At 61.6% G+C, this 25,933-nt stretch carries 27 protein-coding genes; 19 read left to right on the plus strand and 8 right to left on the minus strand.

Annotated features, from left to right (window positions below; translation table 11 throughout):
* Positions 1-78: 78 nt before the first annotated feature.
* Both ACY4LX_RS23875 and ACY4LX_RS23880 read left to right on the plus strand, forming a co-directional pair.
* Positions 79-807, plus strand: coding sequence for an SDR family oxidoreductase (locus ACY4LX_RS23875; protein WP_463258033.1), 729 nt, complete (start codon positions 79-81; stop codon positions 805-807).
* Positions 808-846: 39 nt separating this feature from the next.
* Complete coding sequence (locus ACY4LX_RS23880; RefSeq protein ID WP_463258034.1) at positions 847-1,437, plus strand: 2-hydroxychromene-2-carboxylate isomerase; 591 nt, start codon at positions 847-849, stop codon at positions 1,435-1,437.
* A gap of 45 nt (positions 1,438-1,482) precedes the next feature.
* Here ACY4LX_RS23880 and ACY4LX_RS23885 read toward each other — a convergent pair whose 3' ends face one another.
* From ACY4LX_RS23885 to ACY4LX_RS23900, 4 genes are all read right to left on the minus strand, one after another.
* The gene (locus ACY4LX_RS23885) at positions 1,483-3,291 is read right to left on the minus strand and encodes an aminopeptidase P family protein (RefSeq protein ID WP_463258035.1); all 1,809 of its coding nucleotides are present in this window, start codon (positions 3,289-3,291) and stop codon (positions 1,483-1,485) included.
* 65 nt (positions 3,292-3,356) lie between these two features.
* Entirely contained in the window at positions 3,357-4,514 is a 1,158-nt protein-coding gene (locus ACY4LX_RS23890; RefSeq protein ID WP_463258036.1) for an aminotransferase class V-fold PLP-dependent enzyme, read from the minus strand.
* A 163-nt stretch (positions 4,515-4,677) separates the two neighbouring features.
* Positions 4,678-5,292 (minus strand): LysE family translocator, encoded by a 615-nt coding sequence (locus ACY4LX_RS23895; RefSeq protein WP_149661774.1) that lies wholly within the window; start codon positions 5,290-5,292, stop codon positions 4,678-4,680.
* A gap of 101 nt (positions 5,293-5,393) precedes the next feature.
* Positions 5,394-5,663, minus strand: coding sequence for a hypothetical protein (locus tag ACY4LX_RS23900; protein ID WP_463258037.1), 270 nt, complete (start codon positions 5,661-5,663; stop codon positions 5,394-5,396).
* A 389-nt stretch (positions 5,664-6,052) separates the two neighbouring features.
* On the opposite strand from ACY4LX_RS23900, the gene msuE reads away from it, so the two are divergent.
* The 4 genes from msuE (at position 6,053) to ACY4LX_RS23920 (ending at position 10,226) form a co-directional block, all read left to right on the plus strand.
* On the plus strand, positions 6,053-6,616 hold the full coding sequence (gene msuE / locus ACY4LX_RS23905; protein WP_169373807.1) for an FMN reductase: 564 nt from the start codon (positions 6,053-6,055) through the stop codon (positions 6,614-6,616).
* Between the two features lie 10 nt (positions 6,617-6,626).
* Positions 6,627-7,772, plus strand: a complete 1,146-nt coding sequence (gene ssuD / locus ACY4LX_RS23910) for an FMNH2-dependent alkanesulfonate monooxygenase (RefSeq protein ID WP_123409526.1) — start codon at positions 6,627-6,629, stop codon at positions 7,770-7,772.
* A gap of 140 nt (positions 7,773-7,912) precedes the next feature.
* Entirely contained in the window at positions 7,913-9,100 is a 1,188-nt protein-coding gene (locus tag ACY4LX_RS23915; protein WP_463258038.1) for an acyl-CoA dehydrogenase family protein, read from the plus strand.
* A gap of 22 nt (positions 9,101-9,122) precedes the next feature.
* Positions 9,123-10,226: a sigma-54 interaction domain-containing protein gene (locus tag ACY4LX_RS23920; RefSeq protein ID WP_054052190.1), complete on the plus strand. Its 1,104-nt coding sequence runs from the start codon at positions 9,123-9,125 to the stop codon at positions 10,224-10,226.
* Here ACY4LX_RS23920 and ACY4LX_RS23925 read toward each other — a convergent pair.
* Positions 10,223-10,588: an antibiotic biosynthesis monooxygenase gene (locus ACY4LX_RS23925; RefSeq protein WP_133840633.1), complete on the minus strand. Its 366-nt coding sequence runs from the start codon at positions 10,586-10,588 to the stop codon at positions 10,223-10,225. The two genes, ACY4LX_RS23920 and ACY4LX_RS23925, sit on opposite strands and share 4 nt — an antisense overlap.
* Before the next feature lie 94 nt (positions 10,589-10,682).
* On the opposite strand from ACY4LX_RS23925, the gene soxR reads away from it, so the two are divergent.
* The 5 genes from soxR to ACY4LX_RS23950 all read left to right on the plus strand — a co-directional run bounded on the left by soxR (position 10,683) and on the right by ACY4LX_RS23950 (position 15,457).
* Positions 10,683-11,132, plus strand: coding sequence for a redox-sensitive transcriptional activator SoxR (gene soxR / locus ACY4LX_RS23930; protein ID WP_463258039.1), 450 nt, complete (start codon positions 10,683-10,685; stop codon positions 11,130-11,132).
* A gap of 341 nt (positions 11,133-11,473) precedes the next feature.
* Entirely contained in the window at positions 11,474-11,932 is a 459-nt protein-coding gene (locus ACY4LX_RS23935) for a VOC family protein (protein ID WP_149661779.1), read from the plus strand.
* A gap of 282 nt (positions 11,933-12,214) precedes the next feature.
* Entirely contained in the window at positions 12,215-13,090 is an 876-nt protein-coding gene (locus ACY4LX_RS23940; protein WP_463258040.1) for an alpha/beta fold hydrolase, read from the plus strand.
* 97 nt (positions 13,091-13,187) lie between these two features.
* Complete coding sequence (dctA, locus tag ACY4LX_RS23945; protein ID WP_463258041.1) at positions 13,188-14,486, plus strand: C4-dicarboxylate transporter DctA; 1,299 nt, start codon at positions 13,188-13,190, stop codon at positions 14,484-14,486.
* Between the two features lie 20 nt (positions 14,487-14,506).
* Positions 14,507-15,457, plus strand: a complete 951-nt coding sequence (locus ACY4LX_RS23950; protein ID WP_149661783.1) for a LysR substrate-binding domain-containing protein — start codon at positions 14,507-14,509, stop codon at positions 15,455-15,457.
* Positions 15,458-15,552: 95 nt separating this feature from the next.
* Here ACY4LX_RS23950 and leuD read toward each other — a convergent pair whose 3' ends face one another.
* Both leuD and leuC read right to left on the minus strand, forming a co-directional pair.
* Positions 15,553-16,167 (minus strand): 3-isopropylmalate dehydratase small subunit, encoded by a 615-nt coding sequence (gene leuD / locus ACY4LX_RS23955; protein ID WP_463258042.1) that lies wholly within the window; start codon positions 16,165-16,167, stop codon positions 15,553-15,555.
* On the minus strand, positions 16,164-17,585 hold the full coding sequence (gene leuC, locus ACY4LX_RS23960; RefSeq protein ID WP_463258043.1) for a 3-isopropylmalate dehydratase large subunit: 1,422 nt from the start codon (positions 17,583-17,585) through the stop codon (positions 16,164-16,166). Before leuC ends, leuD begins: the two co-directional genes overlap by 4 nt.
* A gap of 318 nt (positions 17,586-17,903) precedes the next feature.
* On the opposite strand from leuC, the gene ACY4LX_RS23965 reads away from it, so the two are divergent.
* From ACY4LX_RS23965 to ACY4LX_RS24000, 8 genes are read left to right on the plus strand one after another with little or no spacing between them, the layout of a single operon-like run.
* Positions 17,904-19,100, plus strand: coding sequence for a PepSY-associated TM helix domain-containing protein (locus ACY4LX_RS23965; protein ID WP_463258044.1), 1,197 nt, complete (start codon positions 17,904-17,906; stop codon positions 19,098-19,100).
* Positions 19,097-19,639 carry a thiamine pyrophosphate-binding protein gene (locus tag ACY4LX_RS23970; protein ID WP_463258045.1) on the plus strand — a complete coding sequence of 181 codons (543 nt, stop codon included), beginning with the start codon at positions 19,097-19,099 and terminating at the stop codon, positions 19,637-19,639. The genes ACY4LX_RS23965 and ACY4LX_RS23970 overlap by 4 nt, the downstream gene beginning before the upstream one ends.
* Positions 19,636-19,965 carry a hypothetical protein gene (locus ACY4LX_RS23975; RefSeq protein WP_149661788.1) on the plus strand — a complete coding sequence of 110 codons (330 nt, stop codon included), beginning with the start codon at positions 19,636-19,638 and terminating at the stop codon, positions 19,963-19,965. The genes ACY4LX_RS23970 and ACY4LX_RS23975 overlap by 4 nt, the downstream gene beginning before the upstream one ends.
* A gap of 2 nt (positions 19,966-19,967) precedes the next feature.
* Positions 19,968-20,540 carry a DUF6162 family protein gene (locus ACY4LX_RS23980; protein ID WP_463258046.1) on the plus strand — a complete coding sequence of 191 codons (573 nt, stop codon included), beginning with the start codon at positions 19,968-19,970 and terminating at the stop codon, positions 20,538-20,540.
* 35 nt (positions 20,541-20,575) lie between these two features.
* Complete coding sequence (locus tag ACY4LX_RS23985) at positions 20,576-21,502, plus strand: metal ABC transporter substrate-binding protein (RefSeq protein ID WP_463258047.1); 927 nt, start codon at positions 20,576-20,578, stop codon at positions 21,500-21,502.
* The gene (locus ACY4LX_RS23990; protein WP_463258048.1) at positions 21,499-22,242 is read left to right on the plus strand and encodes a metal ABC transporter ATP-binding protein; all 744 of its coding nucleotides are present in this window, start codon (positions 21,499-21,501) and stop codon (positions 22,240-22,242) included. The genes ACY4LX_RS23985 and ACY4LX_RS23990 overlap by 4 nt, the downstream gene beginning before the upstream one ends.
* Positions 22,242-23,141 (plus strand): metal ABC transporter permease, encoded by a 900-nt coding sequence (locus ACY4LX_RS23995; protein WP_133838194.1) that lies wholly within the window; start codon positions 22,242-22,244, stop codon positions 23,139-23,141. The genes ACY4LX_RS23990 and ACY4LX_RS23995 overlap by 1 nt, the downstream gene beginning before the upstream one ends.
* The gene (locus tag ACY4LX_RS24000; protein ID WP_463258049.1) at positions 23,142-24,044 is read left to right on the plus strand and encodes a metal ABC transporter substrate-binding protein; all 903 of its coding nucleotides are present in this window, start codon (positions 23,142-23,144) and stop codon (positions 24,042-24,044) included.
* Positions 24,045-25,662: 1,618 nt separating this feature from the next.
* Here the strand turns inward: ACY4LX_RS24000 and ACY4LX_RS24005 are convergent.
* Positions 25,663-25,890 (minus strand): MbtH family protein, encoded by a 228-nt coding sequence (locus ACY4LX_RS24005; RefSeq protein ID WP_057713869.1) that lies wholly within the window; start codon positions 25,888-25,890, stop codon positions 25,663-25,665.
* Positions 25,891-25,933 lie beyond the last annotated feature (43 nt).

Genomic DNA, 25,933 nt, shown 5'->3' on the forward strand with positions numbered 1-25,933 from the left:
AATTGATCGCCTTGACGTTCGCCGGATCGTAGCATAACGTTCGTTCAGTTAACGATCGTTTACCAAAGGGATCTACCTATGAATAACAAGAAGGTCGTACTGGTTGTCGGCGCCGGAGATGCTACCGGCGGCGCCATCGCTAAACGTTTTGCCCAGGAAGGCTTCATTGCTTGCGTCACCCGTCGCAGCGCCGACAAACTCCAACCGCTGGTGGATGCCATCAAGGCCAGCGGTGGCGAGGCTCACGGTTTTGCCTGTGACGCACGCAAGGAAGAGGATGTGATTGCACTGGTCGAGCAGATCGAAACCCAGATCGGCCCGATCGAAGCATTCGTCTTCAATATCGGCGCCAACGTGCCGTGCAGCATCCTCGAAGAAACCGCCCGCAAGTATTTCAAGATTTGGGAAATGGCCTGCTTCTCCGGATTCCTTAACGCTCGGGAAGTGGCCAAGCGTATGGCGAAACGCCAACAAGGGACGATCCTGTTTACTGGTGCCACCGCTGGCCTGCGTGGTGCGGCAGGGTTTGCCGCATTCGCCGGTGCCAAGCACGGCATACGCGCCCTCGCACAAAGCATGGCCCGGGAACTGGGGCCGATGAACATCCATGTCGCCCACATCGTGGTCGACGGCGCCATCGACACCGACTTCATCCGCGACAATTTCCCGGAAAAGTACGCGACCAAGGATCAGGATGGCATTCTCAACCCCGAGCACATCGCCGAAAACTACTGGTACTTGCACAGCCAGCCGAGGGACGCCTGGACGTTCGAACTCGACCTGCGCCCGTGGAACGAACGCTGGTAAGTCCTCCCCCACAACAACAATAAGCAGAGTGCATCAACCATGAGCAAAACCGTGGAGTTCTATTTCGACCTGGGTAGCCCCGCCACCTACCTGGCCTACACCCAACTGCCAAAGATCTGCGCGCAGACCGACAGCCGGCTGACCTACATCCCCATCCTGCTGGGCGGCGTTTTCAAAGCCACCGGCAATGCCTCACCCGCGACCATCCCGGCCAAGGGTCGCTATATGTTCGAGGATCTGGACCGCTACGCCAAACGCTATGGTGTGCCGCTGAAATTCAACCCGCATTTCCCGATCAATACGCTGATGCTGATGCGCGCCGTCATGGGCATGCAACTGCGGCATCCGCAGCGTTTCCAGGCATTTATTGATTGTCTGTTCACTGCGCTGTGGGTCGAAGGTCGGAGCCTCGATGACCCGGCGACCGTCGCGGCCGTGCTGACGCAGAAGGGTTTTGATCCGAACGAGGTGCTGGCCCTGACCGCCGACGAGGAAGTCAAAGCCGCCCTCAAGGACAATACCGAGAAGGCGGTGCAACGCGGCGTGTTCGGTGCGCCGAGCATGTTTATCGATAATCAGCTGTTCTTCGGCCAGGACCGGCTGGACTTCGTCGCTGAAGCCCTGAGCTGAATGGCATGAGCCAGGCGCTCGTTGGAGCGCCTGAACTCACTCCGCTCAGATGGCCGCAGTCCGCGTGTTCAACCACTCCAGCGCCGCACCGTCGAGCAACGGGCTCAAGCGTTCGCGCACTTCAGCGTGATAACCGTTGAACCACTGTTTCTCATCCTCAGTCAGCAGCGACGGCTCCAGGCAACGGGTGTCGATCGGGCACAGGGTCAGGGTTTCGAATTTCAGGAATTCACCGAACTCGCTTGTTCCCGCCTCACGGTTCAACACCAGGTTTTCAATCCGCACGCCCCAGCGCCCTGGACGATACGTCCCCGGCTCGATAGAAGTGATCATCCCTGGCTGCATCGCGGTTTGTGGCGCGGCCGCGGCTTGATAGGCAATCACTTGCGGGCCTTCGTGAACGTTGAGGAAGTAGCCGACGCCATGCCCGGTGCCGTGACCATAATCGACGCTTTCCGCCCAGATCGGCGCACGAGCGATGGCGTCCAGCAACGGCGACAAAATCCCTTTTGGAAACTGCGCCCGGGACAAGGCGATCACGCCCTTGAGCACCCGCGTGCAATCGCGTTTCTGCTCGTCGGTTGGCGTACCGACCGGCACCATCCGCGTAATGTCGGTGGTGCCGCCCAGGTATTGGCCGCCGGAGTCGATCAGCAACAGACCGTCGCCCTCGATCACCGCGTGTTCTTCTTCAGTGGCGTGGTAGTGCGGCATCGCGCCATTGGCGTTAAACGCGGCGATGGTGTTGAAACTCAGCGACACATAATCCGGGCGCCGCATACGCGCTGCGGTCAGATGCTCGTCGATGGTCAGTTCGGTGATGCGTTCACGGCCCCAGGCCGACTCCAGCCAGGCGAAGAATTCGCACAGCGCCGCGCCGTCCTGCTCCATGGCCTGGCGGATGTGTTTGGCGTCATCCAGGCTTTTTTTGGATTTGGCCAGGGTGGTCGGGTTCAACCCTTCCAGCAGCTTCACGCCGCTGTTCAGGTTTTCCAGCAGCCCGGCGGTGACGCGGGCCGGGTCGACCTGCAGGCTCGCCCCGCCTGGCACGGCGCGCAATGCGTCGGCCACTTCGCTGTAATCGCGCAGGGTCACGCCGTCTTGTTCCAGGATTGCGCGCAGTTCGGCGCTGACTTTGCTCAAGGCGACGAACAGGGTGGCCTGCTCCTGGCTAATCAAGGCGAAGGAGACAAACACCGGGTTGAACGACACATCGCCGCCGCGCAAGTTAAACAGCCACGCGATGTCATCCAGGGTCGCAATGAAATGCCAATCGGCACCGCGCTCTTTCAAAACCTCGCGCAACTTGCCGAGTTTCTCGCCACGGCTGACCGTCGCTTGCGGCGGCAAATGTTGATAAATCGGTTCGTTCGGCAGGCTTGGCCGGTCACTCCAGACTTCGCTCAGCAGGTCGATGTCAGTGCGCAGGCGAGCACCGCGCTCTTCGAGCTTGCCCCCCAGCGTGCGCGCCGAAGCCACGGCCATCACCGCACCATCAACGGCAACCACGCCACCTTCGGGGGTTTGTTCGGCCAGCCAGTCCAGTGGGCTCGGTTGACCCGGTTGCAGCTTGACCAGTTCGATACCGCTGCCCTTGAGCTCCTTGCTCGCTTGCTCCCAGTAACGGCTGTCGGCCCAGACGCCGGCGAAATCCGGCGTAACAATCAGGGTGCCCACCGAGCCGTGAAAGCCCGACAGCCATTGCCGTCCTTGCCAGTAACCCGGCAGGTATTCGGACAAGTGCGGGTCGGCCGACGGCACCAGCAGGGCGTGAATGCCCTCCCGGCTCATCAGCTCACGGGTTTGCGCCAGGCGCTGGGGTACCAATCCATTGGTCAAAGGCTGCGTACTCATCATGTCTCCTGCTAACCACTTCATCATTATTGTTGAGTGCCGATCTGAGTCGGCGCTTTAACGGCTTACTGCCAGAACGCCGGCGCGCTGGCACAGGCCGCTTTAACCAGTTGAACCGCTTGGTCGATATCCTGCTCGGTGGTGAACCGCCCCAGGCTTAAGCGGATGGTGCGACCGGCCGAACGGGCGTCGTGCCCCAAGGCTAGCAGCACATGGGAAGGCGTATTGCTCGCGGAGTTGCAGGCCGAGGTCGCGGAAAACGCGATCGACTGGCCCAGCGTCGCGGCATTGAACTCGCCTTCGCCGAAGGTCAGGCTCAAGGTGTGAGGAATACGCTGGGCCGCGCTGCCGTTAAGGCGCACGCCGGGAATACTCAATAGGTGTTCGAGCAAGCGCTCGCGCAGATGAACGATGGTGGCTTTCTCGTCATCGAACAAGCTCGCCGCCAACGCAAACGCTTCGCCCATGGCCACGATCTGATGCGTGGCCAGGGTGCCGGAACGCAACCCGCCCTCGTGACCGCCGCCGTGGATCTGCGCCTGCAAGCGCTGTTGCGCCCGCGGGCCGACATACAGCGCGCCGATGCCTTTGGGGCCGTAGATTTTGTGCGCGGAAAACGACATCAGGTCCACCGGCCACTCGGCCAGATCGATCACGACTTTACCCGCACCCTGGGCGGCGTCGACGTGAAACAACGCGTCGCGATTACGCACCACCTGACCGATGGCCGGGATGTCGTTGACCGTTCCCAATTCGTTATTGACCAGCATCAGCGACACCAGGAAGGTGTCGTCGCGCATGGCTTCGCTGACCGCTTGCGGAGTAATCAGGCCATCGGCGTCCGGCACCAGATAGGTCACCGCCACACCGGCGTCCTGCAATTGTTTCGCTGTGTCCAGAATCGCCTTGTGTTCAATCTGGCTGGTGATGATGTGGCCGCCGGACACACCCCGGGCCTGGGCGACGCCCTTCAACGCCAGGTTATTCGATTCGGTGGCGCCGGAAGTCCAGACGATCTGATCGGCCTGGGCACCGACCAGTTCGGCGACTTGCTGGCGCGCTTGCTCGACCGATTGCCGGGCCTGTTGGCCAAACGCATGGGAGCTGGACGCCGGGTTGCCGAAATTTCCGTTGAAACCCAGACACTCGACCATGACCTTGATGACCCGTTCATCCACCGGCGTGGTGGCGGCGTAGTCGAAATACAACGGACGTTTATTCATAAAAAGGCTCGCAGAGCGTGTTCCGGGATCAGGTATGCGGGGTAAGGACACCAGCAATACCTGATCGGATGCTGTTAAAGAAATACGACTTCATTTCAAAGTGCGTAGGAACGCTCCTGAAGTCGAGCTTAACAGGCATCGGGCAACCGGTTGAAGCAATGCGTCAGCTAAAGCTTTCGATCAACAACGGATACAGCGAAGCCACCAGCAGCAAGGCCATGCCCCAGTTGAAGACGCGCAACCAGCGACGATCCTTCAATACATTGCGCAACAACGTGCCGCAACCGGCCCAGACGCCGACGCTCGGCAGGTTGATCAAGGCAAAAACCGCGGCAATCACGATCACATTGGTGAAATAACCCTGCATCGGCGTGTAGGTGCTGATGGCGCCAATGGCCATGATCCAGGCCTTGGGATTGACCCACTGAAACGCCGCGGCGCTGAGGTAACTGATCGGTTTGCTCTCACCCTTATCGCTGTCGGAAACCGGCCCGGAGTGGGCGATTTTCCAGGCCAGGTACAGCAAATATGCCGCGCCGACGTAACGCAGCACGGTGTAGAGCAACGGATAGGTCTTAAACACCGCGCCCAGGCCAAAACCCACCGCGACCACCAGGACAAAGAAGCCGCAGGTGATGCCAAGCATATGGGGGATGGTGCGGTTAAAGCCGAAGTTCACGCCCGATGCCAACAACATGGTGTTGTTTGGGCCTGGGGTGATGGAGGTCACGAGGGCAAACAGGGCGAAGCCCAGCAGCAGATCGAACGAGAGCGTCATCGGTGGCAGTCCGTCAGGGTCAGTCAGGTATTGACCCTATCCCACACCTACCGGGAAACCCACGGACAGTTGCGTAAAAGTTCGAGCGGTACAGTCGCGGCTTAGCTTGGACGACCGTGCAGGTGTATGGCACGTTCGGCGTTCATCTCGCCCTGGCTATCGAAACCGAATGACTTCTGTGGCTGGCCGAGCAGCGCGGCTTTTTTCGCGTGGTATTCGTCGAAGGACAACCCCTGGCGGTTCAAGGTTTCCAGCGCCAATTCCCTGGTTTCTTCAGCGGTATAGGGCCGCAATTCCGGTGAAACATGGCTGGCACATCCGGCGAGAACAGAAACGGCGAGGAGCAAGGAAACAGTGAGTAGGCGGTTCATGGGGAGCGTCCTGACAAAGTTGTGTTTGGCGATGGGTGAAGGCTACGCCCGGCCTGGGTCTGGCAGAAATCAACGCTCTCGATAGTGGGTATCAGGATCAAACGCCCGCATCTCACATATTCAATAAAGATCTATAAATATCTTTTAATGATCTTTTACGGAATAACAGAGAGCCTTTATAACAACGACATCGCTGCACCCACTGTTGCCCACGCAACTGTTTGCCTGGCAACAGTCATTCAACAAACAGCCCTGCCAATCGCACAGTTCGCGTCGATCACCGCGCTCAAAGCCCCGGAAAACGGGGCTCCGAAGGATTGGTACAGGTCTTGCTCAAGCCCAGTGACTCTTCACTGCTCCCTGAGCAACTGTTTAAAAAGGAACTGATCATGTCGCGTCCATTGAAAGTCGTTGCCCTCTCCGGCGGTACCTGGCGTCCGTCCCGCACCCTGGTGCTGACCCAAGCGCTGTTGGCCGAACTCGGTGAACAGTTGCCGATCGAGAGCAAGCTGATCGAACTGGGCGACATCGCCCGACCACTGGGTGCGGCGCTGGCCCGTCAGGAACTGAGCGCCGAGGTCGAAGCCGAGCTGCAAGCCATCGAAAGCGCCGACCTGCTGATCGTCGCCGCGCCGGTTTACCGCGGTTCCTACCCCGGCCTGCTCAAGCACCTGTTCGACCTCATCGACCTGAATGCGCTGATCAACACCCCGGTGCTGTTGGCGGCTACCGGTGGCAGCGAACGTCACGCGCTGGTGCTCGATCATCAACTGCGCCCGCTGTTCAGTTTCTTCCAGGCCCTGACCTTGCCGATTGGCGTCTACGCCACCGAAGCCGATTTCTCGAATTACCAAATAACCAGTGAGCCCTTGAAGGCCCGCATTCGTCTTGCTGCAGAACGCGCCGCGCCGCTGTTTGGCGTGCACCCCAAAAATCTGCTGAAAATCGCTTAAGGATCTCTTCATGGATGTTTTCTGGTTTCTGCCGACCCACGGCGACGGCCATTACCTGGGCACCACCCAGGGCGCCCGCCCGGTGACGCTCAACTATTTGAAACAAGTGGCCCAGGCCGCCGACAGCCTCGGCTACCACGGTGTACTGATTCCCACCGGCCGCTCCTGCGAAGACTCGTGGGTGATTGCCTCGGCGCTGGTGCCGTTGACCGAACGCCTGAAATACCTGGTGGCGATTCGTCCGGGAATCATCTCGCCGACGGTATCGGCGCGCATGGCTGCCACCCTGGATCGACTGTCCAACGGCCGTTTGCTGATCAACGTGGTGACCGGCGGCGATCCGGATGAAAACCGGGGCGATGGGATCTTCCTCGATCACAGCGAACGCTACGAAGTCACCGATGAGTTCCTGCAGATCTGGCGTCGCGTGCTGCAAGGCGAGTCGGTGGATTTCGAAGGCAAACACCTGCAAGTGCAGAACGCCAAGGCGTTGTATCCGCCGGTGCAGAAACCCTATCCGCCGTTGTACTTCGGCGGTTCCTCGGAAGCGGCCCACGAACTCGCCGCCGAGCAGGTCGACGTTTACCTGACCTGGGGCGAGCCACCGGCCGCCGTGGCGGAAAAACTCGCCGATGTGCGTGAACGTGCCGCACGCAATGGGCGCACGGTGAAGTTCGGGATTCGCCTGCATGTGATCGTGCGCGAGACCGCCGAAGAGGCATGGAAAGCCGCGGACAAACTGATCGAGCACATCAGCGACGAGACCATCGCCGCCGCGCAGAAATCGTTCTCGCGCTTTGATTCCGAAGGTCAGCGACGCATGGCGGCGTTGCACGACGGGCGTCGCGACAACCTGGAAATCGCGCCCAACCTGTGGGCCGGTGTTGGCCTGGTGCGTGGCGGCGCCGGGACCGCGTTGGTGGGCGATCCGCAGCAAGTGGCGGCGCGGATCAAGGAGTACGCGGACCTGGGGATCGAGAGTTTTATCTTCTCCGGCTATCCACACCTTGAAGAGGCGTATCGCTTTGCCGAGCTGGTGTTCCCGCTGTTGCCGGAACCGTACGCGAGCCTGGCCGGACGTGGCGTGACCAACCTCACCGGGCCGTTTGGCGAAATGATTGCCAATGATGTGCTGCCGACCAAAGCCACGGCTTGACCGCCACGCCTGATCGTTCCCACGCTCTGCGTAGGAATGCAGCCCGTGACGCTCCGCGTCACTGGACGCGGAGCGTCCCCAGAGGCATTCCCACGCAGAGCGTAGGAACGATCGGTCACCAGAAATAAGGAATCCCCCGCGTGACGGCCAAACCACAAAGCGCCCTGCTCTCGCCCTTGCACACCACTCGCCAACTGGCGGCTGAGTTTGCCCTGACCGCCGTTGAGCGCGACGAACGTGGCGGCACGCCCAAAGCGGAGCGTGATGCCCTGCGCCGCAGCGGTCTGCTCGCGCTGAGCATCCCCACCCAGTACGGCGGCCTCGGCGCCAGCTGGAGTGAAACCCTGACCATCGTGCGCGAGTTCGCCAAGGTCGACAGCTCCATCGCGCATGTCTTCGGTTTCCATCACCTGATGCTCGCCACCGTGCGCCTGTTCGCCAAGCCCGAACAGTGGCAGCCGTGGTTCGAGCAAACGGCGCGCAAGAACTGGTTCTGGGGCAACGCCCTCAACCCGCTGGACACCCGCACCGTGGTGAAAAACCTCGGCGGCTGGCGCGAGTTTTCCGGCAAGAAAAGCTTCTGCTCCGGCGCCAGCGATTCACAAATGCTGATCGCCTCGGCGGTGGATGAAAGTGCCGGCGGCAAGCTGTTGATCGCCGCAATCCCCAGCGGTCGCAGCGGCATCACCCTGCACAACGACTGGAACAACATGGGCCAGCGCCAGACCGACAGCGGCAGCGCGACTTTCGAACGGGTGCGGGTCGAAGAGTCGGAATTGCTCCTCGATCCCGGCCCATTGAGCACGCCGTTCGCCTGCCTGCGGCCATTAATCGCCCAGCTGACTTTCACCCATATGTTCCTCGGCATCGCCGAAGGTGCCTTCGAAGAAGCGCGGCAATACACCCTGACCGAAACCCGGCCCTGGCATAAATCCAGCGCCCAGGATGTGCGCGAAGACCCGTATGTGCTCGCCCATTACGGCGAATTCTGGGTCGCCCTTGAAGGCGTCCGCCTGTTGGTGGAACGCGCCGCCGACCTGCTCGACAAGGCCTGGGCCAAAGGCCCCAATCTCAGCGCCGAAGAGCGCGGGCATCTGGCAACCGCCATCGCCACGGCCAAGGTCGCCGCCACCCGCAATGGCCTGGAACTGTGCAGCCGTCTGTTCGAAGTGACCGGCGCGCGCTCGACTCACGCCTCGCTGCGCCTGGATCGCCACTGGCGCAACCTGCGCACGCAAACCCTGCACGACCCGGTGGATTACAAACTCCATGAACTGGGTGATTGGGCGCTGAACCAGTCCCTGCCGATTCCGACTTTCTATTCCTGACCTTCTCTTCATGGAGCCTGCCATGCAACTGCTGACCCTACCGCCCTCGCCCGCCCTCGCCACGTCGATCCGCGCCACCGCGCAGGTGTTCGAAGACCCGAAATCCCAGGCCTTGCTCGCGCATTTGCAACAGGTCGCACCGAGTGAAGCCAGCGTGCTGATCATCGGTGAAACCGGCACCGGCAAGGAGTTGGTGGCGCGGCACATCCACAACCTCAGCGCCCGGCGCAACCGGCCATTCGTGGCGGTGAACTGCGGTGCGTTCTCCGAATCTCTGGTGGAAGCCGAGTTGTTCGGTCATGAGAAAGGCGCCTTCACCGGCGCCCTGAGTGCCAAGGCTGGATGGTTTGAAGAGGCCGACGGCGGCACCTTGTTCCTCGATGAAATCGGCGATTTGCCGATGGCGATCCAGGTCAAGTTGCTGCGGGTATTGCAGGAGCGGGAAGTGGTACGCCTGGGCTCGCGCAAGAGCATTCCCATCAACGTGCGGGTTCTGGCGGCGACCAATGTGCAACTGGAGAAAGCCATCAACGCCGGGCATTTCCGCGAAGACCTGTATTACCGCCTCGACGTGGTCAGCCTGGAGTTGAGCCCCTTGCGCGACCGCCCCGGCGACATCCTGCCCCTGACCCGGCATTTCGTCGAAGCCTACAGCCAGCGCCTCGGCTACGGCACCATCACCATCAGCAAAGAGGCCGAGCTGAAACTGCGCAGCTACAGTTGGCCGGGCAATATCCGCGAACTGGAAAACGTCATTCACCACACCCTGCTGATCTGCCGTAACGGCGTTATCGAACGGGATGACTTGCGCCTGTCGAACATGCGCATCGAGCGTCAGGACGATCACCACGGCACGGTCGACGATTCACCGGAAGCCTTGCTCGACCGGGCGTTTCAAAAGCTTTTCGAGGAACAGGCCGGAGCGTTGCACGAAAAAGTCGAAGACGCCCTGCTGCGCGCGGCGTATCGCTTCAGCCATTACAACCAGGTGCACACCGCCGCATTGTTGGGATTGAGTCGCAACGTGACCCGCACGCGCTTGATCAAGATCGGCGAACTGGCGGTGAACAAGCGCCGCCCCACGGAGAACGTGCAGGGCGAGCGCTTGATGCAGTTGTCGATCTAACTCACTAGGTTGCAGTGCAGCGCATCGTCGTGACTGCGCTCCAGGCTATGCAGCACCTGGAAGGAACCGAAAGTGACGGTTTTCGCCTGATGGGCGCGGATCAGGTGCCAGAAATCCTGCTCGCCGCTTTCAAAGCGCTGGAACGCGGCTTCCCCGGCCTCCCGGGATTGCCATTGCAAGTAATTGAGCACCCGCCGGCCGTCGTCGCTGGCCTGGATGCTCGCGCTCAAGAAGCCGCTGAAATCCTGGGCCAGGCGCTCGGTCTGAGCGGACAGCGCCGAGACCAGCGCGGGTTGTTGATGCGGCTCGATCTCGAATTCGATCAGCTGGGTGAAACTGCGGTTTTTCGCTGACGTTGGCATGAATAGTCCCCACTCACCTTTTAACCGGATCTTGCGATCCGAAGGCCTGCAGGGTAAAACCTCTAGTTAACTAGAGGTCAAGAGGCTTTTTTAAATGGTTACCCCGGAAAACCTGCACAAGGAACTGACCGTCGGCCAAGTCGCCACCCGCAGCGGCGTGGCCGTGACCGCCCTGCACTTCTATGAAACCAAGGGCTTGATCAAAAGCCATCGCAACCAGGGCAACCAGCGCCGCTATCCGCGGGAAGTGTTGCGCCGAGTGGCGTTGATCAAGGTCGCGCAACGGCTAGGGATTCCGTTGGCGGAGATTGCCGAAGCCTTGAAGTCGCTGCCGGACAACCGCGCGCCGACGGCGGCGGATTGGCAGGTGTTGTCGGCGCGGTGGAGCCGGGATCTGGATCAGCGGATTCATCAACTGACCTTGTTGCGGGACCGGCTCAATGGCTGCATTGGCTGTGGGTGTCTGTCGATGGAGGCATGTCCGTTGCGCAACTTTGGCGATGTGCTCGGGGAGCAAGGACCTGGGGCGCAGCTGCTGGAGTGATCGTTCCCACGCTCCGCGTGGGAATGCAGCCGGGACGCTCCGCGTCCCATTGGAACGCGGAGCGTCCCTTGAGGCATTCCCACGCAGAGCATGGGAACGATCGTTTAGAACCCCGGCGCAATCTGCCCTTTATAGCGGGTCAGAATGAACTGCCGTTCCGGGAGGTTAAACGGCGTTAAAGGTGGCAAACCCTGGCAATCTGCTGCTTCGCTGTTGATGGCTGAACAGTGGCGCTGCTGCTCGTCGGGCACTCGGTATCGGCGGTAGCCCTGACCTATAGTTATCCGACCGGAAACCGGCGAAGGAACACCTTCAACTCACAACAACAAGGGAGAACCGTTATGAGCGTCCAACCCATTCCAGAGGGTTATCACAGCATCACCCCCTATCTCGGCATCCAGAAAGCCGCCGAGGCCATCGAGTTCTACAAAAAAGCCTTCAACGCCATTGAAGTGATGCGCCTGAGCATGCCCGACGGCGGTATCGGCCACGCCGAACTTCGCATCGGCGACTGCCCGATCATGCTCGGCACGCCGTGCGATCAAGGACCGCTGAGCAACCCGGACAGATCACCGTCCGTGGGCCTGCACTTGTATGTGACCGATGTCGACAAGTCCTACAAACAGGCGATTGCCGCCGGGGGCACGGTGGTGTCCGAGGTCAAGGATCAGTTTTATGGCGACCGCTCGGGGACTTTGAAGGATCCCTATGGGCACTTGTGGTTCCTGGCGACGCGCAAGGAGGATCTGACCCAGGAGCAGATTGAGCAACGGGCCAAGGAGATGTTTCAGCAGGGTTGAGCACCATGATCGTTCCCACGCTCTGCGTGGGAATGCCTCCACGGACGCTCCGCGTTCGGCTTTGGAGGGACGCGGAGCGTTCCGGGCTGCATTCCCACGCAGAGCGTGGGAACGATCAATGCATTCGCAGATTTCAGGGCCGCTTCGCAACCCAACGGGGGCAAGCCCCCTCGCCACAGGTGGTTCTACACACTTCATGAACAACCACCCCACGCTTTGCGCCTTGCCGTAGCCGCCGAACAATTTCAGGATGCAGGCAACTACAACAAGGAGTCATTCCCCATGTTCGCCGGATTCCTGAAAGACCAGCGCCACGTCAACGGCGTGGACATCGCCTACCGCATCGGCGGCACCGGCCCAGGCTTGCTGTTGCTGCACGGGCACCCGCAAACCCACGTCATCTGGCACAAGATCGCCGAGCAACTGGCCGAGCATTTCACCGTGGTCGCCGTCGACCTGCGGGGCTACGGCGACAGCGGCAAACCGCCGGCCAACGACCACCACACTAACTATTCCAAACGGGAAATGGCCAAGGACGGCGTCGAACTGATGAAGTCCCTGGGCTTCGAGCAGTTCTCGGTGCTGGCCCACGACCGTGGCGCCCGGGTTGCCCATCGCCTGGCGCTGGATCACCCCGCCGTCGTGCAACGCATGGTGCTGCTGGATATCGCGCCGACCCTGTCGATGTACGCCCAAACCAACGAAGCGTTCGCCCGTGCTTATTGGCACTGGTTCTTCCTGATCCGCCCGGCGCCGTTGCCGGAAACCCTGATCGAAGCTGATCCCGAATCCTACCTGCGCAGCGTGATGGGCAGCCGCAGCGCCGGGCTCAAGCCGTTCACCGCCGAGGCGTTCGGCGAATACCTGCGCTGCCTGAAGTTGCCCGGCACCGCCCGGGGGATCTGCGAGGACTACCGCGCCAGCGCCGGCATCGACCTTGAGCATGACCGCGCCGATCTCGACGCCGGCCGTCATTTGAACCTGCCCTTGCTGGTGCTGTGGGGCGCCGAAGGCACTGTCGGCCGTTGCTTCGAGCCGCTGAAGGAATGGCAACTCGTCGCCACCGACGTACGCGGTAAAGCGCTGCCCGCCGGCCATTACATCGCCGAAGAAGCCCCCGAACTGTTGCTCGCCGAGGTCCTGCCTTTCCTGCGCTGACACCCGAAACAGCCTGACCTGAATCCACCTCCCATCGCGGGCCTTAACGGGCCTGCGCGGGATCGTCATGCCCAAAAACCGTCTCGAGATAATAAAAATGACAATCAGAAAACTGCTGGGAACCCTCTATGTGCAGGTGCTTATCGCCATCGCGATGGGCATTGTGATCGGTCATTACTGGCCGCAGATCGGCATCGACCTCAAGCCGTTGGGCGACGGTTTTATCAAACTGATCAAAATGATCATCGGCCCGATCATCTTCTGCACCGTGGTCTCCGGGATCACCAGCATGCACGACGTGAAACAGGTGGGTCGGGTCGGCGGCAAGGGGCTGTTGTATTTCGAAGTGGTGTCCAGCATCGCGTTGTTGATCGGCTTGCTCGCCGCCCATGCGTTGCATCCGGGCGCGGGTTTCAACATCGACGTAAAGACCCTCGACACCTCGGCCATCGCCGGTTTTGTTGGCCAGGCGCAACACGGCGAAGGCGTGACCGGGTTTCTGCTGCATGTGATTCCCACCACGTTTTTCGAGGCGTTCTCCCAAGGGGAAATCCTGCCGGTGCTGTTCGTTTCAGTGCTGTTCGGCATTGCCCTGGTGATGGTCGGGGAAAAGGCTCGGCCGCTGGTGGGCATCATCAATCAGGCCAGCGAGGTGTTTTTCCGCATCGTCGGCATCATCAGCCGCGTGGCACCGATCGGGGCGTTTGGCGCGATTGCGTTCACCATCGGCAAGTACGGTCTCGGCTCGCTGCTGCCGCTGCTGAAGCTGATCGGCACCTTCTATCTCACCGCGTTTATCTTCGTCGTCTGTGTGCTGGGCAGCATTGCCCGGTATGCCGGGTTCAGCATTTTCAAGTTGCTGGCATACATCAAGGCTGAGTTGTTGATTGTGCTCGGCACCAGTTCTTCGGAATCGGCGCTGCCGCAGTTGATCCAGAAACTGGAAAGCCTCGGTGCGTCGAAAGGCGTGGTGGGGATCGTGGTGCCGACCGGCTACACCTTCAACCTCGACGGCACCAACATCTATATGACCCTCGCGGTGTTGTTCCTCGCTCAAGCGACCAATATCGACCTGACGCTGGAGCAGCAACTGACCTTGCTGGCGGTGGCGATGCTCACGTCCAAAGGTGCGGGTGCGGTGGTGGGTGCCGGTTTTGTTGCATTGGCGGCGAGCCTGGCGGTGGTGCCAACGGTACCGGTGGCGGCGATGGTGCTGATCCTCGGCGTTGACCGCTTCATGGCGGAATGCCGATCCCTGACCAACATCATCGGCAACGCCGTGGCAGCCTTGGTGGTCGCCGCGTGGGAAGGTGAACTGGACCGCAGCAAAATGGCGCCTATTGCCCTCAAGCGTGGGCGACATGCCCGGGCGGCCGCCAACGTTACCGCTGAATAAATCCTGCAAACGGCGATGCTATGCTGGCGGCTCATGCCGCCAGTGCTCGTTCTGCCATGACCCTCAAGAAAGACACCGTGCCCCTACCCGAAGACCTGCGAGTCCTGCTCACCGTCATCCGCAAAAACGGTTTCGCCGCAGCCGCCGATGAGCTGGGGCTGTCCCCTGCTTATGTCAGCAAGCGCATCCAGATTCTCGAAACCACCCTCGGTACCCGCCTGCTGCATCGCACCAGCCGACGCATTGCGCTGACCGAGGACGGCGAGCGGGTGCAGCGCTGGGCCTTGCGCATTCTCGATGACTTCCAGCAACTGCAAGACGAACTCTCCGACGCCCACGACAGCCCTCGTGGGCGCCTGCATGTGTGCAGCAGTTTCGGTTTCGGCCGTAACCATGTGGCGCCGGCCGTGTCGCTGTTGGCCGAGCGTTATCCGGAACTGGAGATTCGCCTGGACCTGTTCGACCGGGTCGTGGACATCGTCAGCGAAGGTTTCGACCTGGAGATCCGCGTCGGCGATGACATTCCCGGCCAGCACATCGGTCGGCGGCTGGTGAGCAACCGGCGCGTGTTGTGCGCGGCCCCCGGTTACCTGCAACGCCACGGCACACCGCAGACCCTGGCGGATCTGGAGCAGCATCATTGCCTGGTGATCAAGGAGCGCGACAACGCGTTCGGCATCTGGAACCTGGAACGCGACGGGGTCCAGGAAAGCGTGCGGGTCAGCGGGCCGTTGTCGTCCAACAACGGCGAGATTGTCTTGCAGTGGGCACTGGATGGGCGCGGGGTGTTGTTGCGCTCATTGTGGGATGTGAAGCCGTTGCTGGAGCAAGGCCGGCTGGTGCAGGTGCTGGCGGATTACACCCAGAGTGCGAATGTGTGGGCGGTGTACCCGACGCGGTTGGCGTATTCCGGGAAGTTACGCGCGTGTGTGGAGTTTTTGCAGGCGCATTTCAAAGAGCTGTCGGTTTGAAGTGCGGTGAATGGGCGGGCCTCTTCGCGGGCAAGCCTCGCTCCAACGGTTCAACGTAGACCGTGTAGGAGCGAGGCTTGCCCGCGAAAGCGATGTCAGCCCAACCAGGGATTCGCAGCCAGATGCTCACGCTCAAAGGCTTTGATCTGTTCGCTGCGCTGAAGGGTGCTGCCAATGGCATCAAGCCCCAGCAACAACGCGGTCTTGCGCAAGGTATCGATTTCGAACGGGATGACCTGGCCATCGCTCAAGCGAATCTGCTGCGCCTCCAGATCGACGCTGATTTGCGCACTGTCCGGCTGGCTGACAACCCGCCCCAGCCGCTGCACCACCGCCTCGTCCAAGGTAATCAGCAACACCCCGTTGCGCTGGCAGTTGTCATAAAAGATCCCGGCAAAGCTCGAGCCGATCAGCGCGCGAATGCCCATCTGTTTCAACCCCCAGACCGCGTGTTCCCGGCTCGATCCGCAGCCGAAATTCGGCCCGACCACCATAAAACTCGCGCCCTGCCACGCCGGTTGATTCAGCACGAACTCAGGATTGAGCGATCCGTCCGGCAAAAACCGCAGGTCGAAAAACAACCCACGATCCAGCCCCGCGCGGTCGATGCCCTTGAGGAATTGCTTGGGCATGATCACGTCGGTGTCGATGTTGGCTGCGAGCATCGGCGCGGCTTTGCCGCTGACGTGGGTGAAGGGTTGCTGGCTCATGGGCGATCTCCAAAATGACGGATGTCGGTCAGGCGCCCGGTGATCGCGGCGGCGGCGACCATCGCCGGGCTCATCAGGTGGGTGCGGGCTCCGGCGCCCTGGCGGCCTTCGAAATTGCGGTTGGTGCTGGAGGCGCAGCGGTCGCCGGGGGCCAGCACGTCGTCGTTCATTGCCAGGCACATCGAGCAACCGGACTGGCGCCATTCGAACCCGGCCTCGATAAAGATCGCCGCCAGCCCTTCGGCCTCGGCCTGATCGCGCACTTCGGTGGAACCGGGCACGATCATCGCCCGCACATGCTTGGCCACGTGTTTGCCGCGCACCACGCTGGCGGCATCGCGCAGGTCTTCGATGCGCGCGTTGGTGCAGGAACCGATAAACGCATGGCTGATGACGATCTCGCTCAGGGGCATGCCGGCTTCCAGGCCCATGTAGGTAAGGGCGCGGCGCATGTCCTGGCGCAGGATCAGGTCGCTGACGGCTTGCGGGTCCGGAACCCGTGCGCCGATGGGTGAGGCCTGGTCCGGGCTGGTGCCCCAGGTGACCATGGGTTCCAGAGAACTGGCATCGACTGAAACTTCACGGTCGAACTGCGCATCTGCATCGCTGTGCAGGCTTCGCCATTGCTCGACGGCGCGGTCCCACAACTCGCCTTTCGGGGCGCGAGGTTTGTCCTTGAGGTAGGCGAAGACTTTTTCGTCCGGGGCCATGAATGCGCCTCGGGCACCCGCCTCTACCGCCATGTTGCAGATGGTCATCCGCGCTTCGACGCTCAAGGCATCGATGGTCGAGCCGCGAAATTCGATGGCGTAGCCGGTGGCACCCGATGCGCCGATCTGGCCGATGAGCGCCATGATCACGTCCTTTGAGGTCAGCCCGGTACCCAATTCGCCTTCGACGCTCACGCGCATGCTTTTCAGGCGTTTGTAGACCAGGGTCTGGGACGCCAGCAGGTGTTCGATCTCCGAGGTGCCGATGCCGAAACCGAAGGCCCCGAGAGCGCCATAGGTGGTGGTGTGGCTGTCGCCGGCGGCGATGACCATGCCCGGCAGGATGAAGCCCTGCTCCGGGGCGATCACGTGTTCGATGCCCTGGCGTTTGTCGAGGATGTCCAGCAACTCGATGCCGAAGTCCCGGCAGTTTTCCGCCAGGTACGACACCTGCCGCGCCCCGCCGGCATCCGGCATGGCGGCAATGCGTACCGGGGCCGTGGGGTTGACGTGATCGACCACGGCCAGCGCGGTGTCCGGGCGCCACACAGCGCGCTTGGCTTCGCGCAAACCGCTGAAGGCTTGGGGGCTGGTGTATTCGTTGATGACCTGGCGATCGATGTACAACAGGACATGGCCCTGGTCATCGAGGCGGCACACCGTGTGGGCGTCGATGTGTTTGTCGTAGAGGGTTCTGGCTCGGGTCATGGAGGTGCTCGCTCGGGGGACGTCTGGGTTCCATCTTAAGGAGCGGGGGTTGGGCATCAATGGCCGCAGAGTGATGGCTTGGAACATGGATCGTGTTGGATGAAGGAGGGCTGCGATCTTTTCCCACGGTCTACCCCACTCCCAAACTGCAATACGAAACATTTACTTTCATATCACCCTTCGGGATTTTCGTTGCTCATCCGTCTTATGTAGATGCAGTCAGGCCGCGTAGGCAAAAGCCACGGCCTGGCCTTTCAGGGGTCACCGTGCGACGAAGCCCGTGGCAGAGGCCCTCTCATCGAAACAAGACCTTTAATCATGTCGAAGAAATCCCGTTCCAAACTCTGGTTTCTGGTGCATAGCTGGCTGGCGCTGCCGATCTGGTTTTTCGTGCTGATCGTCTGCGTGACCGGCACCCTGGCCGTCGTCAGCCAGGAGATCGTCTGGCTGGCCAACCCGCAAATGCGCGCCAGCCCACCGTCGGACGATGCGCCGCTGCTCAGCTACGACCAGATTCTGGCGGCCATGAAAAAAGCCGAGCCGCAAACCCTGGTCCAGGCCATCAGCCGTCCCGATGAATCGCATTTTGCCCTCGACGTTGACGTCAGTTACCCCGACGGGCGCTCGGTGACGGTGTACGTCAACCCGTACAGCGGCGTGATCCAGGGTGTCGCGCCGGAGTTCAACTTCAAGGCCTTCACCCGCGCCTTGCATGGCTGGTGGCTGGTGCCGTTCACCAATGGCTACAGTTGGGGCTGGTACCTGGTGTCGTTCCTCGGCTTGCCGCTGCTGGTTTCACTGATTACGGGGCTGGTGGTCTACAAGAAGTTCTGGAAGGGTTTCCTTCGCCCGACGTTACGCATTCGTCACGGCGCGCGGATTTTCTGGGGCGACTTTCACCGCCTCAGCGGGATCTGGTCGATCTGGTTCATCGCCGTCATTTCCATCAGCGGCACCTGGTTCCTGATTGAGGCCATTCTGTTTGACAACCAGGTGTCCATTTCCAGCGCACAAATCATTCCCGCCATGGCCCGTGAAGCCGTGCCGCTCTCGCCGGACGGTACGCCACCCGCGCAGATCGACATTGATCGCGCGATTGAAATCGCCATGCAGAAAATACCGGGGCTGGAGGCCAGTTTTGTCAGCCTGCCGGGCAACGCCTATAGCCACCTGGATGTGGGGGGACGTGGTTGGTATCCGCTGATGTTCCAGACCGCGACCATCAACCCGTACAACGGTGAAATCGCCGCCTCGCGGTTGATCTCGGACCGCAGCACGCTGGAGTTCGTCACCGAATCCATGCGCCCGCTGCACACCGGGGATTTCGGCGGCCTGTGGATCAAGCTGATCTGGTTTTTCTTCGGTCTGGTGCTGAGCATGATGGTGCTCAGCGGCCTGCTGATCTGGACCAAGCGCACCGCCCTCGCTACCGCCAATGCGCTCAAGCGCAGCCACAAGAAACAGCGCAGCGCCACGGCGCCAGTCAACCGCGAAACGTCGGAGGCCAGCCTGTGAGCAAAATCACTGTCGCCCCAACACCCTCGCGCCTGAGCGTGCTGTGGCACAAATGGCGTTTCCACTTGAACATCCTGTTGCTGCTGATCCCGCTGGGTTTCATGCCCAAGTACTTCAGTGACGCCGCGTTGTTTCGCGGTGACAGCGGCCTCGGCGAACGGGAAATCGGCGAAATCCAGGTCGGCCCCTGGAGCCTGCGCCTGGCCGAGTTGCGCAATGAAGCGCCGCGCCGCGATGGCCCGGCCGGCTACATGAAAGGCTTCAATGCCGCGCTGTGCGATGCCTGTATCGAGCCGGTCAAGGCCACCTACCTGCGCATCGGCAAACCCCGCAGCCTGCGCGCCGCCGGGGTGATTTTCTTCGGCACGCCATACCGCATGGGCGCCTCGATGCCGGTGCCGGAAAAAACCAAAGCCGACGCCGAGCTGTGGATCACCATGGAAGGCTGGGACGGCAGCATGCACCAGGCCTCGATCCCCCTGAGCCAGGCATCCCCGGCCACCATCGCCTGGCTGAACCAACAAGGAGGCAAACCATGATCAACCTTTTTCGACCTCTACGCGTCGCACTGCTGGTACTCGGTGCCGGTTTCAGCGCCCATGCCCTGGCCCACAACCCGATGTGCGAGTGCAAAGCCATCGACGCCGAGCAGATCAAGTGCACCGGCGGTTTCTCCGACGGCAGTGGTGCGCCGGGGGTGACGCTGGATGTGATCGGCTACGACGAAACCATTCTCGTGCCGGGCAAGCTCGGTGCCGATTCGACCGTGGTCTTCAAGAAACCCGCCGCCGAGTTCTACGTGCTGTTCGACGCCGGCCCCGGCCACGTGGTCGAGATCGACCAAGCCGACATTGAGGCACCGTGAACATGAGTACGCCCACCACCCAACTCGTGCGCCCGGCCGGTGCCGGTCATGAAACCCTCTATGTGTTGCTGTTGTGCCTGATGATCCTTGGGGTTGCCGGCTCGGTGGTTGCCTGGCGCCACGAGTCCCAGGAAACGAGCAGCGTCAGCAGCCATCAACTGGATGCGCGCCGCGACCTGAGCGCCTCCGAACAAGGCATCTACGCCGACCTGCGAGTGACCCTGGACGAGATTCACCTGCTGCGCCAGGAGCAAACCACGCTGCCGACTCCCGAAGCCCTGGCCGATGAAGGTTTTGCGCCGTTTGCCCAGGACGCCAGTTCAGTCAGTCGCGGCGGACATGCCTGGCAGTTGCTCGATGCCAAGGCGTATTTCGGCCAGAGCCAGACGCCGACCGTGGCCGGTTCATTCCTGATGCGCCTGACCGCTGACGATGATGCGCCGGACGTCTGGCTCAATCGCGGCAAAGCCCTCACGACGCCGACCGACCTGACTGACGCCGCGCTGGAAAGCGCCGGCTGGCAGCAGATCGTCGCGCAATTCGATGCCGGCGTGACCCGCCAGCACCGGCACTGAACCCTCGCCATCACCCGAGAGAAGACCGCTTTCCCATGCCTATTTCATCGCTTCGTTCTTTCTCGCGCCTGATCGTGGTCGGCCTCCTGGCTTGCCTGTTGACGCCACTGGCCAGCGCCGATCAGGCCAAGCGCCTGCGCATCGGCATCACCCTGCACCCTTATTACAGCTACGTGGCCAATATCGTCGGCGACAAGGCCGAAGTGGTGCCGCTGATTCCGGCCGGTTTCAATCCCCACGCCTACGAACCCCGGGCCGAAGACATCAAGCGCATCAGCGGGCTCGACGTGATCGTGCTCAACGGCGTGGGCCATGACGACTTCGCCGACCGCATGATCGCCGCCAGCGAAACCCCGAACATCCCGGTGATCGAAGCCAACGAAAACGTGCCGCTGCTGGCCGCCACCGGCACCGCCGCCCGGGGTGCCGGCAAGGTAGTCAACCCGCACACCTTCCTGTCGATCAGCGCCTCGATTGCCCAGGTCAACAACATCGCCCGGGAACTGGGCAAGCTCGACCCGGACAACGCCAAGACCTACACCCTGAACGCCCGCGCCTACGGCAAACGCCTGCGGCAGATGCGCGCCGACGCCCTGGCCAAACTGACCCAGGCGCCGAACGCCGAACTGCGAGTGGCCACGGTCCACGCGGCCTACGACTACCTGCTGCGCGAGTTTGGCCTGGAAGTCACCGCCGTGGTCGAGCCGGCCCACGGCATCGAACCGAGCCCGAGCCAGTTGAAAAAGACCATCGATCAACTGCGTGAACTGGACGTGAAGGTGATCTTCTCCGAGATGGATTTCCCCTCCACCTACGTCGAGACCATCCAGCGTGAATCCGGGGTGAAACTGTATCCGCTGTCGCACATTTCCTACGGCGAATACACCGCCGACAAATACGAAAAGGAAATGACCGGCAACCTCAACACCGTGGTACGGGCGATTCAGGAGTCCGGCGCATGACCGCTCAAGAAAACCTGGCGCTACAAAGCGCCGGCCCGACCCTGGATTTCGCCGACGTCAGCCTGACCCTCGGGCGCACGACAATCCTCGACCAGGTGACCTTCCAGGTCCAGCCCGGCAGCGTGCATGCGCTGGTCGGCCCCAACGGCGGCGGCAAGAGTTCGCTGATCAAGACCTTGCTCGGGCAAATGCCCCATCAGGGTCGCTTGAGCCTGCAGTGGCCCGGCGCGCCCGGCACCATCGGCTACGTGCCGCAAGCGCTGGAGTTCGACCGGGGCTTGCCGATGACCGTCGACGATTTCATGGCCGCCATGTGTCAGCGGCGCCCGGCATTTCTCGGCTTGAGCAAGCATTACGCGGCAGCGATTGGCGAAGCACTGGAGCGGGTCGGCATGCAGGACAAACGCAAGCGGCGCATGGGCGCGTTGTCCGGCGGTGAGCGCCAGCGCGTGTTGCTGGCCCAGGGGCTGATCCCGGCGCCGCAATTGCTGGTGCTCGACGAACCGATGTCGGCGCTGGATGAAGCCGGGATTCAGGTGTTTGAACGCCTGCTGGGCGACTGGCGCCAGAGCGGCATCACGGTGCTGTGGATCGAGCACGATCTGGAAGCGGTCGGGCGTCTGGCGGATCGGGTCACCGGGCTCAATCGCCGGGTGCTGTTCGACGCCACGCCGAAACAGGCACTGACCCCGGAGCGTTTGCTGACCCTGTTTTCGACCCATCCACGGAGCGCGGCCTGATGAGTTATGAAGCCTTTCGCTTGATGGTCCAGGGCTGGGCCTCTGCGGGTTATCTGCCGGAGGCGCTGGCCTATGGATTTGTGGTCAACGCGCTGCTCGCCGGGCTGTTGATCGGCCCGGTGCTCGGTGGTCTGGGCACGCTGGTGGTGGTCAAGCGCTTCGCGTTTTTCTCTGAGGCGGTGGGTCACGCGGCGCTGACCGGCGTGGCCATCGGGATCCTGCTCGGCGAACCCTACACCGGGCCGTATGGCAGCCTGTTCGGTTATTGCCTGTTGTTCGGCATCCTGCTCAATTACCTGCGCAACCGTACCGGCCTGGCGCCGGACACGCTGATCGGGGTGTTCCTGTCCGTATCCCTGGCGTTGGGCGCGAGCCTGTTGTTGATTCTGGCGGGCAAGATCAACGTGCACATTCTGGAGAACGTACTGTTCGGTTCAGTGCTGACGGTCAACGGCAATGATTTGCTGGTGCTGGCGATTGTCGGTTCGCTGGTGATGGCCCTGGCCCTGCCGCTGTACAACCGCATCATGCTCGCCAGTTTCAACCCGCAACTGGCGGCGGTGCGTGGGGTGGCGGTCAAGACCCTGGATTACCTGTTCGTGATTCTGGTGACGTTGATCACCGTCGCGGCGGTGAAGGTAATCGGCGCGATTCTGGTCGGTGCGTTGTTGGTGATCCCAGCAGCGGCGGCGCGGTTGCTCAGTCAGTCGTTGAAGGGTTTCTTCTGGTGTTCGGTGGCGATCGCCACGGTCAGCACGTTGTGCGGGATTCTGGCGCCGATTGTGTTCGACCTGCCCATCCCGTCCGGCGCCGCAATCATTCTGGTGGCCGGTATCGCTTTCGCCCTGTCCGCCATTGCGCGCGGTGTCGTTCCAAGCCTGAAAGGGAATCTCGGATAAATGACTTTTAATCTGCGTCAACTGACCCTGGCCATGGCCCTGTGCGGCGTGGTCCACACCGCTTTTTCGGCGGACAGCGCCAAACCGTTGCGGGTGCTGGCGTCCTTGCCAATCACTTACGGCTTGGGCGAAGTCTTGCTCAAAGGCACCGACGTCAGCCTCGAACGGGCCGCACCCGACAATCTGCCCGGCAGCCGCCAGACCGCTTACTTCACCGGACGCGGCGCCCCGGCGCTGGCCAAACTGGCAACCGACGCGGATGCGGTGATCGGCCTGCGCTCGCTGTGGGCGGATGACCCGCTCTACCCCATCGCCCGGCGCAGCAATATCCGCATCGTCGAAGTCGACGCCGCGCGGCCGGTGGACGGTGCCCTGCCCGGCATCGCCGTGCAACCGGGTAACAAGGTCGATGGCTTGAACAGTCAGCCATGGTTTTCCAGCAACAACATGGGACGCATGGCGGACGTGATGGCGGCGGATCTGGTGCGCCTGGCGCCGACGGCCAAACCGAAAATCGAAGCCAACCTCGCCACGCTCAAGCAGCGTTTGCTCAAGCTCAGCGCCGACAGCGAAGCGCGCCTGGCCAGTGCCGATAACCTCACGGTGCTGAGCCTGAGCGATCACTTCGGCTACCTGATCAGCGGGCTCAATCTGGAACTGGTCGGCCTCGATGCCCGGCCGGATGCCGAATGGACACCCGAAGCGCTCAAGCAACTGGGCGCAACGCTCAAGGGCAATGATGTGGCGGTGGTGTTGCATCATCGCCAACCGTCAGAGGCGTTGAAAGCGGTGATCAGCGAGGCCGGGAGTCGGTTGGTAGTGTTGAGTACCGATGGGGTCGATCCGGTGGCCGAACTGGAAGGGAATGTGGATTTGCTGATCAAAGGATTGAGCGGCGCATAACCCTGCAGGAGCGAGGCTTACCTGCGAAGGCGGCCTCACAGACAACACAAATCCCGAACCTGAAAAACGGACGCTCCGCGTTCGGCTTTGAAGGGACGCGGAGCGTCCCGGGCTGCATTCCCACGCAGAGCATGGGAACGATCATGCGTCCTTCTGTAGGAGCGAGGCTTGCCCGCGAAGACGGCCTCACAGTCAACATAAATCCCGAACCTGAAAAAGCCCGCTGACCTTCTCGGTCCAGCGGGCTTCTCGTTCCCACGCTCTGCGGGGGAATGCCTCAACGGACGCTCCGCGTTCGGCTTTGAAGGGACGCGGAGCATCCCGGGCTGCATTCCCACGCAGAGCGTGGGAACGATCATGCGTCCTTCTGCAGGAGCGAGGCTTGCCTGCGAAGGCGGCCTCACAGACAACACAAATCCCGAACCTGAAAAAGCCCGCTGACCTTCTCGGTCCAGCGGGCTTCTCGTTCCCACGCTCTGCGGGGGAATGCCTCAACGGACGCTCCGCGTTCGGCTTTGAATGGGACGCGGAGCGTCCCGGGCTGCATTCCCACGCAGAGCGTGGGAACGATCATGCGTCCTTCTGTAGGAGCGAGGCTTGCCCGCGAAGACGGCCTCACAGTCAACATAAATCCCGAACCTGAAAAAGCCCGCTGACCTTCTCGGTCCAGCGGGCTTCTCGTTCCCACGCTCTGCGGGGGAATGCCTCAACGGACGCTCCGCGTTCGGCTTTGAAGGGACGCGGAGCATCCCGGGCTGCATTCCCACGCAGAGCGTGGGAACGATCATGCGTCCTTCTGCAGGAGCGAGGCTTGCCTGCGAAGGCGGCCTCACAGACAACACAAATCCCGAACCTGAAAAAGCCCGCTGACCTTCTCGGTCCAGCGGGCTTCTCGTTCCCACGCTCTGCGGGGGAATGCCTCAACGGACGCTCCGCGTTCGGCTTTGAATGGGACGCGGAGCGTCCCGGGCTGCATTCCCACGCAGAGCGTGGGAACGATCATGCGTCCTTCTGTAGGAGCGAGGCTTGCCCGCGAAGACGGCCTCACAGACAACACAAATCCCGAACCTGAAAAAGCCCGCTGACCTTCTCGGTCCAGCGGGCTTCTCGTTCCCACGCTCTGCGGGGGAATGCCTCAACGGACGCTCCGCGTTCGGCTTTGAAGGGACGCGGAGCGTTCCGGGCTGCATTCCCACGCAGACCATGGGAACGATCATGCGTCCTTCTGTAGGAGCGAGGCTTGCCCGCGAAGGCAGCCTCACAGTCAACATAAATCCCGAACCTGAAAATGCCCGCTGACCTTCCCGGTCCAGCGGGCTTCTCGTTCCCACGCTCTGCGGGGGAATGCCTCAACGGACGCTCCGCGTTCGGCTTTGAATGGGACGCGGAGCGTCCCGGGCTGCATTCCCACGCAGAGCGTGGGAACGATCATGCGTCCTTCTGTAGGAGCGAGGCTTGCCCGCGAAGACGGCCTCAAAGACAACACAAATCCCGAACCTGAAAATGCCCGCTGACCTTCTCGGTCCAGCGGGCTTCTCGTTCCCACGCCGAGCATGGGAACGATCACAAAAAAACCGCTGACCGTTACCGGTCCAGCGGTTTTTTATGCGCAGTGACTTTAGTGAGCCACAGCCGCCTGCTCATCCATCTTCTGGCGCAAGCTCAGCGGACGCATGTCGGTCCAGGTCTCTTCGATGTAGGCCAGGCATTCTTTCTTCAAACCGCTCTTGCCCACGGTACGCCAGCCTTGTGGCACGGCTTTGTAGTCGGGCCAGATCGAGTATTGCTCTTCGTGGTTGACCACGACCTGAAAGAGGATGTCCTCGCGGTCGAATACTGACGTCATGGTGTGTCTCCATCGCTGTAGGGGTGGGCTGCACGGCGTGTGC

This window comes from Pseudomonas sp. Emmai (assembly GCF_055179735.1).

Excerpts from the sequence above, each read along its gene's own strand:
- ACY4LX_RS23935 (WP_149661779.1), top strand. The coding sequence starts at position 11,474 with ATGAGCGTCCAACCCATTCCAGAGGGTTATCACAGCATCACCCCCTAT.
- ACY4LX_RS23900 (WP_463258037.1), bottom strand. The coding sequence starts at position 5,663 with ATGAACCGCCTACTCACTGTTTCCTTGCTCCTCGCCGTTTCTGTTCTC.
- ACY4LX_RS23880 (WP_463258034.1), top strand. The coding sequence starts at position 847 with ATGAGCAAAACCGTGGAGTTCTATTTCGACCTGGGTAGCCCCGCCACC.
- soxR (WP_463258039.1), top strand. The coding sequence starts at position 10,683 with ATGGTTACCCCGGAAAACCTGCACAAGGAACTGACCGTCGGCCAAGTC.
- ACY4LX_RS23925 (WP_133840633.1), bottom strand. The coding sequence starts at position 10,588 with ATGCCAACGTCAGCGAAAAACCGCAGTTTCACCCAGCTGATCGAATTC.
- leuD (WP_463258042.1), bottom strand. The coding sequence starts at position 16,167 with ATGAGCCAGCAACCCTTCACCCACGTCAGCGGCAAAGCCGCGCCGATG.
- ssuD (WP_123409526.1), top strand. The coding sequence starts at position 6,627 with ATGGATGTTTTCTGGTTTCTGCCGACCCACGGCGACGGCCATTACCTG.
- ACY4LX_RS23940 (WP_463258040.1), top strand. The coding sequence starts at position 12,215 with ATGTTCGCCGGATTCCTGAAAGACCAGCGCCACGTCAACGGCGTGGAC.
- ACY4LX_RS23995 (WP_133838194.1), top strand. The coding sequence starts at position 22,242 with ATGAGTTATGAAGCCTTTCGCTTGATGGTCCAGGGCTGGGCCTCTGCG.
- ACY4LX_RS24005 (WP_057713869.1), bottom strand. The coding sequence starts at position 25,890 with ATGACGTCAGTATTCGACCGCGAGGACATCCTCTTTCAGGTCGTGGTC.
- ACY4LX_RS23895 (WP_149661774.1), bottom strand. The coding sequence starts at position 5,292 with ATGACGCTCTCGTTCGATCTGCTGCTGGGCTTCGCCCTGTTTGCCCTC.
- ACY4LX_RS23885 (WP_463258035.1), bottom strand. The coding sequence starts at position 3,291 with ATGAGTACGCAGCCTTTGACCAATGGATTGGTACCCCAGCGCCTGGCG.
- ACY4LX_RS23990 (WP_463258048.1), top strand. The coding sequence starts at position 21,499 with ATGACCGCTCAAGAAAACCTGGCGCTACAAAGCGCCGGCCCGACCCTG.
- leuC (WP_463258043.1), bottom strand. The coding sequence starts at position 17,585 with ATGACCCGAGCCAGAACCCTCTACGACAAACACATCGACGCCCACACG.
- ACY4LX_RS24000 (WP_463258049.1), top strand. The coding sequence starts at position 23,142 with ATGACTTTTAATCTGCGTCAACTGACCCTGGCCATGGCCCTGTGCGGC.
- ACY4LX_RS23950 (WP_149661783.1), top strand. The coding sequence starts at position 14,507 with ATGCTGGCGGCTCATGCCGCCAGTGCTCGTTCTGCCATGACCCTCAAG.
- dctA (WP_463258041.1), top strand. The coding sequence starts at position 13,188 with ATGACAATCAGAAAACTGCTGGGAACCCTCTATGTGCAGGTGCTTATC.
- ACY4LX_RS23975 (WP_149661788.1), top strand. The coding sequence starts at position 19,636 with ATGATCAACCTTTTTCGACCTCTACGCGTCGCACTGCTGGTACTCGGT.
- ACY4LX_RS23980 (WP_463258046.1), top strand. The coding sequence starts at position 19,968 with ATGAGTACGCCCACCACCCAACTCGTGCGCCCGGCCGGTGCCGGTCAT.
- ACY4LX_RS23890 (WP_463258036.1), bottom strand. The coding sequence starts at position 4,514 with ATGAATAAACGTCCGTTGTATTTCGACTACGCCGCCACCACGCCGGTG.
- ACY4LX_RS23965 (WP_463258044.1), top strand. The coding sequence starts at position 17,904 with ATGTCGAAGAAATCCCGTTCCAAACTCTGGTTTCTGGTGCATAGCTGG.
- msuE (WP_169373807.1), top strand. The coding sequence starts at position 6,053 with ATGTCGCGTCCATTGAAAGTCGTTGCCCTCTCCGGCGGTACCTGGCGT.
- ACY4LX_RS23985 (WP_463258047.1), top strand. The coding sequence starts at position 20,576 with ATGCCTATTTCATCGCTTCGTTCTTTCTCGCGCCTGATCGTGGTCGGC.
- ACY4LX_RS23920 (WP_054052190.1), top strand. The coding sequence starts at position 9,123 with ATGCAACTGCTGACCCTACCGCCCTCGCCCGCCCTCGCCACGTCGATC.
- ACY4LX_RS23875 (WP_463258033.1), top strand. The coding sequence starts at position 79 with ATGAATAACAAGAAGGTCGTACTGGTTGTCGGCGCCGGAGATGCTACC.